Annotated in this window: 6 protein-coding genes; 3 read left to right on the top strand and 3 right to left on the bottom strand. The window is 72.5% G+C overall.

What is annotated here, in order from left to right; translation table 11 throughout:
- Positions 1 to 108 precede the first annotated feature (108 nt).
- Positions 109 to 582, bottom strand: coding sequence for an Rv3235 family protein (locus AC068A_RS34105; protein ID WP_478590164.1), 474 nt, complete (start codon positions 580 to 582; stop codon positions 109 to 111).
- Between the two features lie 314 nt (positions 583 to 896).
- On the opposite strand from AC068A_RS34105, the gene AC068A_RS34100 reads away from it, so the two are divergent.
- From AC068A_RS34100 to AC068A_RS34090, 3 genes are all read left to right on the top strand, one after another.
- Positions 897 to 1,397: a DUF6912 family protein gene (locus tag AC068A_RS34100; RefSeq protein WP_478590163.1), complete on the top strand. Its 501-nt coding sequence runs from the start codon at positions 897 to 899 to the stop codon at positions 1,395 to 1,397.
- Complete coding sequence (locus AC068A_RS34095; RefSeq protein ID WP_478590162.1) at positions 1,394 to 2,068, top strand: HAD family hydrolase; 675 nt, start codon at positions 1,394 to 1,396, stop codon at positions 2,066 to 2,068. The genes AC068A_RS34100 and AC068A_RS34095 overlap by 4 nt, the downstream gene beginning before the upstream one ends.
- Positions 2,069 to 2,424: 356 nt before the next feature.
- A complete protein-coding gene (locus tag AC068A_RS34090) occupies positions 2,425 to 7,389 on the top strand; it encodes an NAD-glutamate dehydrogenase (protein ID WP_478590161.1) in 4,965 nt (1,654 codons plus the stop codon).
- Between the two features lie 214 nt (positions 7,390 to 7,603).
- On the opposite strand, the gene AC068A_RS34085 is transcribed toward AC068A_RS34090, so the two are convergent.
- Positions 7,604 to 8,386: an ABC transporter ATP-binding protein gene (locus tag AC068A_RS34085; protein ID WP_478590160.1), complete on the bottom strand. Its 783-nt coding sequence runs from the start codon at positions 8,384 to 8,386 to the stop codon at positions 7,604 to 7,606.
- Positions 8,379 to 9,275: an ABC transporter permease gene (locus AC068A_RS34080; RefSeq protein ID WP_478590159.1), complete on the bottom strand. Its 897-nt coding sequence runs from the start codon at positions 9,273 to 9,275 to the stop codon at positions 8,379 to 8,381. The genes AC068A_RS34085 and AC068A_RS34080 overlap by 8 nt, the downstream gene beginning before the upstream one ends.
- Positions 9,276 to 9,394: the final 119 nt, after the last annotated feature.

Here is a 9,394-nt window from a genome sequence, read left to right as displayed (position 1 = left end):
GAGCACCCCTCCCCCCCCCCCCCCCCACCCCACCCCCCCAGCCCCCCCCCCCCCCCCCCCCCCCCCCCCCCCCTCCCCCCCCCCCCGGCGGCGTTCGGGCCGGGCGGGTCACGGGAGCGGGCCCTGGATCTCGACGGCCGCGCAGCGCCAGCGCAGGTCGGGGCCCTGTTCCAGGCGGAAGGCCATCGCCGAGATCCGGTCGCCGGTGGCGATGCGGGCGAAGGCCTCGATCACGCCCGGCCCCGCGTGGAAGCGCCCGCAGCGGCGCAGCACCGGGCGCAGGCGGCTGCGCAGCGGGCCGGCCGGGGCCAGGCCCACCAGCTGGTCGTAGGCGGGGCCGACGGTGAGGCCGAGCAGGGAGTGGACGGGGCGCTGGCCGCTGATCACCGCCAGGAGGCGTTCGGCGAACCAGTCGTGGGGCCCGCGGGAGGCCTGCGGGCGGGCCTCCCGGGGGCCGGGGCGGCGCTGGTCGCGGCGGCCGGGGGGCCGGGCGGCGTTCCCGGCCGGCCCGGTCGTCCTCGCCGGCCCGGTCGCCTCGGCCGTCCTGCTGGTCCTCTGCGTCCTGGTCGTCCTGGTGGTCATGGCGGTCGTCCCCCACGCGTACGGGCCCGGCGGTACCGGGCGGTAACTTCGTCGGGGATCTTCTACGGGCGGCCGCCACGCTTCGCAACGGAGCAGCGGCGGCCCGGCGGGCCCCGCGCGTTTCACCTATCCGGGTGGCCCGAGCCCCGTACGGCGGCCGCCCGGGGGCCGCGGGGCCTCCCGCCGTGGACGCGCTCCGGCGCCGCCCGCGCAGCCCGAAGGGGGACCGGGGCCGTCACCGCACGCAGTCTTCCGCCGCCGCTGTGCCACCGTCGTATCCTGAGGGCGTTTCCGACTACCGAAAGCAGCCGGCCATGCGCGTGTACGTCCCCCTGACCCTCCCCGGGCTCGCCGAGGTGCACCAGGCGGGTGAGCTGGGCGGTGCGCCCCTGCGCGCGTACGCCGTCACGCCGGGGCTGCGCGAGTGGTACGTGTCGGACGACATCGAGGAGCTGGAGTACGCGGCCCTCGGCCGGGCCGCCACCGCCTCGCTGCGGATGCTGGCCGAGGACCCCGCCGCCCCGCGCAAGCGCGTCGTCGTCGCCCTCGACGTGGCCGACAAGGCCGTCACCGCCGTCCCCGGGATCGACGAGGCCTCCCTCGGGCAGGTCGCCGTCGCCGGCCCGGTCCGGCTGACCGCGGCCGCCGCCGTGCACGTGGACGCCGCCGACGCGGTCAAGGACGTCGAGGCGGCCGCCGCGGCCGTCACGGCCGCCGACGCCGGGGACGACGACGCCCGGTTCACCGTCGACGGAGCCGACGACCACGAGTTGCTGTGGTTCGGCGTCCAGGAGATCCCGGGGCTGCTGGCATGAGCACCGGGCCGAAGGCCGACCACATCGTCTGGGACTGGAACGGCACCCTGCTCCACGACATCGACGCCGTGATCACGGCGACGAACGCCTCCTTCGCCGAGCTCGGCTTCGCGCCGATCACGCTGGAGCGCTACCGCGAGCTCTACGTCGTACCGGTGCCCAAGTTCTACGAGCGGCTGATGGGCCGGCTGCCCACCGAGACCGAGTGGGCCGTCATGGACGAGACGTTCCACCGCCACTACTGGGCCGCCGCCGAGCACGTCGGGCTCGCCGAAGGGGCCCGGGAGCTGCTGCGGGACTGGCAGGCCGACGGGCTCACCCAGTCCCTGCTGTCGCTGGCGCCCCACGACAGGCTCGTACCGCTCGTGCAGGCGCACGGCATCGACCGGCACTTCCTGCGCGTCGACGGCCGCACCGGCCCCTCGCACACCTCCAAGGCGGGCCACCTGGTCCGGCACATGGCGGCCCTGGAGGCCGGCGGTGTGACGGCCGGGCGCACGGTCCTCATCGGGGACGCGGTCGACGACGCCGCGGCCGCCGCCCACGTGGGCGCGCGGGCCGTCCTCTACACAGGCGGTTCGCACAGCCGCAGCAGTCTGGAATCGGCCGGTGTGCCGGTCGTGGACACCCTGGCAGAGGCCGTACGCACTGCTCGCGAGCTGGCCGAATAGGCACTGGCACGCGCGGTGGTCCGCGTCACTGCGCACATCGTCAAACTTCCGGACTTGCTTTTGTACAGATCCGGACCGTGACGCGGTGGGGGGAGGGCGAGATAGCCTGGTACCCGTGATCAGCGCGATAGTCCGCGGGGGCACCGATGCCCCCGGCCTGCGCCCGGCGCACGACCGTGCCCGGGCCTTCGCTGATCCCTGCCGCCCGGACGCCTGGCCGATTCCGGCCGTATCCCTCCCGGTCGGCTCTCACGACGACATGGCGCCGGTTCCGGGCGGACTACCCGCTGTGCGGCGCTACGTCATTTCTTCCTTCACCTACGTCACGCAATGGCGCGCGACAGGAGCCAGAGGACATGCAGACCAAGCTGGACGAAGCAAAGGCCGAGCTGCTCGCGCGGGCGGCCCGGGTAGCTGAGCACAGCCCGGCCGGGGGACTCCTCCCGACCGGTGCCGAGCAGAAAGAGCGGCCCGACCAGGACACGACGCTCGCCTACCTCCAGCGCTACTACCTGCACACCGCCCCCGAGGACCTCGTCGACCGGGATCCCGTCGACGTGTTCGGGGCGGCGCTGTCGCACTACCGGCTCGCCGAGAACCGGCCGCAGGGCACCGCGAACGTCCGGGTGCACACCCCGACGGTCGAGGAGAACGGCTGGACCTCCAGCCACTCCGTCGTGGAGGTGGTCACCGACGACATGCCCTTCCTCGTGGACTCCGTGACGAACGAGCTGTCCCGCCAGGGCCGCGGCATCCACGTCGTGATCCACCCCCAGGTCGTCGTCCGCCGCGACGTCACCGGCAAGCTGATCGAGATCCTCGGCCCCGACTGCGACGCGCACGGCCCGAAGACCGCGCGCCCCCACGACTCCCTCGTCGAGTCCTGGATCCACGTCGAGATCGACCGCGAGACCGACCGCGCCGACCTCAAGCAGATCACCGTCGACCTGCTGCGCGTCCTGTCCGACGTCCGCGAGGCCGTCGAGGACTGGGAGAAGATGCGCGACGCCGCGCTGCGCATCGCCGACGGCCTCCCCGACGAGCCGACCGCCGGCGACCTGCACGAGTACGAGCTCGAAGAGGCCCGCGAGCTGCTGCGCTGGCTCGCCGACGACCACTTCACCTTCCTCGGCTACCGCGAGTACAACCTCGTCGACGGCGACGCCCTGGCCGCCGTGCCCGGCACCGGCCTGGGCATCCTGCGCTCCGACCCGCACCACAGCGGCAAGGACGACGCCCACGCGGTCTCCCCGTCCTTCAACCGGCTGCCGGCCGACGCCCGCGCCAAGGCCCGCGAGCACCGCCTGCTGGTGCTGACCAAGGCCAACAGCCGCGCCACCGTCCACCGCCCCTCGTACCTCGACTACATCGGCGTGAAGAAGTTCGACGCCGACGGCACCGTCATCGGCGAGCGCCGCTTCCTCGGCCTGTTCTCCTCCGCCGCGTACACCGAGTCCGTGCGCCGCGTCCCGGTCATCCGCCGCAAGGTCGCCGAGGTGCTGGAGGGCGCCGGCTTCTCGCCGAGCAGCCACGACGGCCGCGACCTGCTCCAGATCCTGGAGACCTACCCGCGCGACGAGCTGTTCCAGACCCCGGTCGACAAGCTCCGCGAGATCGCCACCTCCGTCCTGTACCTCCAGGAGCGCCGCCGGCTGCGGCTGTACCTGCGCCAGGACGAGTACGGCCGCTACTACTCGGCCCTCGTCTACCTGCCGCGCGACCGGTTCACCACCGGCGTCCGGCTGCGCCTGATGGACATCCTCAAGGAGGAGCTCGGCGGCACCAGCGTCGACTTCACCGCCTGGAACACCGAGTCGATCCTCTCCCGCATCCACTTCGTCGTCCGCGTCCCGCAGGGCACGCAGCTGCCCGCGCTCACCGACGCCGACGTCGAGCGCGTCGAGGCCCGCCTCGTGGAGGCCGCCCGCTCCTGGTCCGACGGCTTCGGCGAGGCCCTGGTCGCCGAGCTCGGCGAGGAGCGCGCCGCCGAACTGCTGCGCAAGTACAGCGGCTCCTTCCCCGAGGGCTACAAGGCCGACCACACGCCCCGCATGGCCGTCTCCGACCTGTGCCACCTGGAGCGGCTCTCCGCCAGCGACAGCGAGTTCGCGCTGTCCCTGTACGAGCCGGTCGGCGCCGGCCCCGGCGAGCGCCGGTTCAAGATCTACCGCACCGGTGAGCAGGTCTCGCTGTCCGCGGTCCTGCCGGTGCTCCAGCGCCTCGGCGTCGAGGTCACCGACGAGCGCCCGTACGAGCTGCGCCGCAGCGACCGCACCAGCGCCTGGATCTACGACTTCGGCCTGCGCATGCCCGTCGCCGGCAACGGCGACAACTACCTCGGCGACGACGCCCGCGAGCGCTTCCAGGAAGCCTTCGCCGCCGTGTGGCGGGGCGACGCCGAGAACGACAACTTCAACACCCTGGTCCTGAGCGCCAAGCTCACCTGGCGGCAGGCCGTCGTCCTGCGCGCGTACGCCAAGTACCTGCGCCAGGCCGGCTCCACCTTCAGCCAGGACTACATGGAGGACGCCCTCCGCAACAACGTCCACATCACCCGGCTGCTGATCTCGCTGTTCGAGGCCCGGATGTCGCCCGGCCGCCAGTCCGCCGGCACCGAGCTGATCGACGCGATGCTGGAGGAGCTGGACGGGGCCCTGGACCAGGTCGCCTCGCTGGACGAGGACCGGATCCTGCGGTCCTTCCTCACGCTGATCAAGGCGACCCTGCGCACGAACTTCTTCCAGCCGGGCGCCGAGGGCGGGCAGCACCCCTACGTGTCGATGAAGTTCGACCCGCAGGCCATCCCGGAGCTGCCGGCCCCCCGCCCGGCCTTCGAGATCTGGGTGTACTCGCCGCGCGTCGAGGGCGTCCACCTGCGCTTCGGCAAGGTCGCCCGAGGCGGTCTGCGGTGGTCCGACCGCCGCGAGGACTTCCGTACGGAGATCCTCGGCCTGGTCAAGGCGCAGATGGTCAAGAACACCGTCATCGTGCCGGTCGGCGCCAAGGGCGGCTTCGTCGCCAAGAACCTGCCGGACCCGTCGGTGGACCGCGACGCCTGGCTCGCCGAGGGCATCGCCTCGTACAAGATTTTCATCTCGGCGCTGCTCGACATCACCGACAACATGGTCGGCGGCGAGGTCGTGCCGCCCAAGGGCGTGGTCCGCCACGACGAGGACGACACCTACCTCGTCGTCGCCGCCGACAAGGGCACCGCGACCTTCTCCGACATCGCCAACGGCGTCGCGGAGTCTTACGGCTTCTGGCTGGGCGACGCCTTCGCCTCGGGCGGCTCCGCCGGCTACGACCACAAGGGCATGGGCATCACCGCCCGCGGCGCCTGGGAGTCCGTCAAGCGGCACTTCCGCGAGCTCGGCCACGACACCCAGACCCAGGACTTCACCGTCGTCGGCGTCGGCGACATGTCCGGCGACGTCTTCGGCAACGGCATGCTGCTCTCCGAGCACATCCGCCTGGTCGCCGCCTTCGACCACCGGCACATCTTCATCGACCCGACCCCGGACGCGGCCGTCTCGTACGCCGAGCGCCGGCGCCTGTTCGAGCTGCCGCGCTCCTCGTGGGCGGACTACAACCCCGAGCTGCTGTCCGCGGGCGGCGGCGTCCACCCGCGCAGCGCGAAGTCCATCCCGGTCAACGCGCACATGCGGGAGGCCCTCGGGATCAGGGCGGGCGTCACCAAGATGACCCCGGCCGAGCTGATGCAGGCCGTCCTGCACGCCCCCGTGGACCTGCTGTGGAACGGCGGCATCGGCACGTACGTCAAGGCCACGGCCGAGACGCACGCCGAGGTCGGCGACAAGGCCAACGACGCCATCCGCGTCAACGGCGCGGACGTCCGGGCCAAGGTCATCGGCGAGGGCGGCAACCTGGGCCTGACCCAGCTCGGCCGCATCGAGTTCGCCCGGACCGGCGCCGGCGGCGAGGGCGGCAAGGTCAACACCGACGCCATCGACAACAGCGCGGGCGTGGACACCTCCGACCACGAGGTGAACATCAAGATCCTGCTGAACGCGGTCGTCGCCGACGGCGACATGACCGTCAAGCAGCGCAACGCCCTGCTGGCGGAGATGACCGACGAGGTCGGCCACCTGGTGCTGCGCAACAACTACGCGCAGAACACCGCCCTGGCCAACGGCGCCGCCCAGGCGCCCAGCCTGCTGCACGCCCAGCAGCGCTTCATGCGCCGCCTGGAGCAGGCCGGACTGCTCGACCGGGACCTGGAGTTCCTGCCCAGCGACCGGCAGGTCCGCGAGCTGCTGAGCAGCGGCAAGGGCCTGACCCAGCCGGAGCTGGCCGTCCTGCTGGCCTACACCAAGATCACGGTGGCGGACGAGCTCATCGCCACCGAGCTGCCGGACGACCCGTACCTGCGCCGCCTGCTGGACGCGTACTTCCCGGCCGCGCTGCGCGCGAAGTTCCCGGAGCAGATCGCCGCCCACGCGCTGCGCCGGGAGATCATCACCACGCTGCTGGTCAACGACACCGTCAACAGCGGCGGTTCGACCTTCCTGCACCGCCTGCGCGAGGAGACCGGCGCCTCCACCGAGGAGATCGTGCGGGCGCAGCTCTCCGCCCGCGAGATTTTCGGCCTGGCCGAGGTGTGGGACGCGGTCGAGGCCCTGGACAACGAGGTTCCGGCCGGCGTCCAGACCCGGGTGCGCCTGCACTCGCGGCGGCTGGCCGAGCGCGGTACGCGCTGGCTGCTGAACAACCGGCCGCAGCCGCTCCAGATCACCGAGACCATCGAGCTGTTCGCCGACCGGGTGGCCCAGGTCTGGGCCGAGCTGCCGAAGCTGGTGCGCGGCGCGGACCTGGAGTGGTACCAGCTGGTCCTGGACGAGCTGACCGGCGAGGGCGTGCCGGAGGAGCTGGCGGCGAAGGTCGCCGGGTTCTCCTCGGCCTTCCCGACGCTCGACATCGTCGCGATCTCGGACCGGACCGGCGTGGACCCGCTGGGTGTCGCCGAGGTGTACTACGACCTGGCCGACCGCCTGGAGATCACCCAGCTGATGGACCGGATCATCGAGCTGCCGCGGGGCGACCGCTGGCAGTCCATGGCCCGCGCCTCCATCCGCGAGGACCTGTTCGCGGCGCACGCGGCGCTGACCGCCGACGTGCTGGCGGCCGGCGAGAGCGGCGCCACTCCCGAGGAGCGCTTCAAGGCCTGGGAGGACAAGAACGCGGCGATCATCGCCCGTGCCCGGACCACCCTGGACGAGATCCGCGGCTCGGACGACTTCGACCTCGCGAACCTGTCGGTCGCCATGCGGACGATGCGGTCGCTGCTGCGCGCGCACAGCTGAGAGCCGAAGGCTGACGCCCCTTCAGGGGGCTGAGTGAACGAGCGGCCCGGAACAATGAGTTCCGGGCCGCTCGCCGTGTAAGGCGTTGCCCGCCACAGGGTTTGGCCGTCGTGACCACCGAGGGCCGCACCCCTGCCTGCCTGCCTGCCTGCCTGCCTGCCTGCCTGCCCCCGCCTGCCCGGCCTGCCACGCCCGCCGGCGGGGGCCGGGAGGGTCAGCGGCCGGTGTGGGCCTCGTACGCGGCGCAGACCTCCTCGGCGGGCCCGTCCATCCGCAGGACGCCCGCCTCCAGCCAGATCGCGCGGTCGCAGGTCTCGCGGACGGTGCCGATGCCGTGGCTGACGAGGAAGACGGTGCCGGCCCGCGCGCGCAGCTCCTCGATGCGCTTCTGGCTGCGCCGCTGGAAGGCGGCGTCGCCGGTGGCCAGGGCCTCGTCGATCATCAGGACCTCGTGGTCCTTGGCGGCGGCGATGGAGAAGCGGAGCCGGGCGCCCATGCCGGAGGAGTACGTCCGCATGGGCAGGGAGATGAAGTCGCCCTTCTCGTTGATGCCGGAGAAGTCGACGATGTCCTGGTAGCGCTCGCGGATCTGCTGCCGGGACATGCCCATGGCCAGGCCGCCGAGGATGACGTTGCGCTCGCCGGTGAGGTCGTTCATCAGGGCGGCGTTGACGCCGAGCAGCGAGGGCTGGCCGTGGGAGTAGACGGTGCCGCGGGCGACGGGCTGGAGTCCGGCGATCGCCTTGAGCAGGGTCGACTTGCCCGAGCCGTTGGAGCCGATCAGGCCGATGGCCTCGCCGCGGTACGCGGTGAAGCTGACGCCCTTGACGGCGTGCACCTCGCGGACGCCGCCCGGGGCGGGCCGGCGGGAGAGGAGCCGGCTCAGGGCGGCGGTGGCGCCGCCCTTGCGTGCGCCGGCGTTCACCTTGTACACGACGTGGACGTCGTCGGCGATGACGGTGGGGACGGCAGGGAGGGCGGGTGCGCGGTCAGCCACGGCCGTACTCCTCCTCTGCCTTCCAGAACCAGACGAACCCGCCGACGCCGGCGAGCAGGGCCCAGCCGACGGCGATCGCCCACGCGTGGGGCGGGAGCGCGTGCGCGTCGAAGCCGTCGATGAGGGCGTAGCGCATCAGGTCGATGTAGACGGCCGCCGGGTTGGTCTTCAGGGCGAGGGCGGCCCAGTGCGGCAGGTTGCCCTGGCGGAGCATCTGCTCGATGGACCACATGACGCCCGAGGAGTACATCCAGGTGCGCAGCACGAACGGCATCAGCTGGCTCACGTCCGGGGTCTTGGCGCCGATCCGGGCCATCACCAGGGCGCAGCCGGCGCAGAAGACGGCCGTCAGTGCCAGGACGGGCACGGCCAGCAGCCAGGCCGGGCCGGGCGTCTGGCCGAGGGCGATCAGCAGGACGGCGAGCGCGCCCATGGTCACCAGCAGCTGCTGGAAGAGCTGGAGGACGGAGGCCAGCGGCAGGCTGGCGCGGGGGAAGTGCAGGGCGCGGACCAGGCCCAGGTTGGCGTGCACGGCGCGGGTGCCGGCGTTGATCGAGGTGCCGATGAAGTCCCAGACGAAGACGCCGGTCAGCAGGAACGGCAGGTAGTCGGGTACGCCGTGGCCCGCGTTCATGACGATGCCGAAGACGAAGTAGTAGACGGCCGCGTTGAGTACCGGGGTGGCCAGGTGCCAGACCTGGCCGAGCTTCGCGGTGCTGTACGCGGCCTGCATCCGGGCGGTGGCGTACGCGGTGACGAAGTGGCGGCGGCCCCAGAGCCGGCGCGCGTACTCCGGCAGCGGGGGGCGGGCGCCGCTGACCGTCAGGCCGTGGGCGGCGGCCAGCTCCGCGGGACTCGCGGCGGCCGGGGCGGTTGGGGTCACGGTCACGGGGGTCGCTTTCGACGGGGCGGCCAGGACGTGCTGGACGACGGAACGGATCCGTATCGTCGCTACGGTGAGGTTATGGCCCGCTCCGACGGAACGCAACCGTATCGTCGTGACGGGGT

This window comes from Streptomyces sp. NPDC043854 (genome assembly GCF_056436005.1).
The sequence above is the reverse complement of the archived record's forward strand: the minus strand, read 5'-3'. Positions and strand labels throughout refer to the sequence as shown.

Excerpts from the sequence above, each read along its gene's own strand:
- AC068A_RS34105 (WP_478590164.1), bottom strand. The coding sequence starts at position 582 with ATGACCACCAGGACGACCAGGACGCAGAGGACCAGCAGGACGGCCGAG.
- AC068A_RS34100 (WP_478590163.1), top strand. The coding sequence starts at position 897 with ATGCGCGTGTACGTCCCCCTGACCCTCCCCGGGCTCGCCGAGGTGCAC.
- AC068A_RS34095 (WP_478590162.1), top strand. The coding sequence starts at position 1,394 with ATGAGCACCGGGCCGAAGGCCGACCACATCGTCTGGGACTGGAACGGC.
- AC068A_RS34090 (WP_478590161.1), top strand. The coding sequence starts at position 2,425 with ATGCAGACCAAGCTGGACGAAGCAAAGGCCGAGCTGCTCGCGCGGGCG.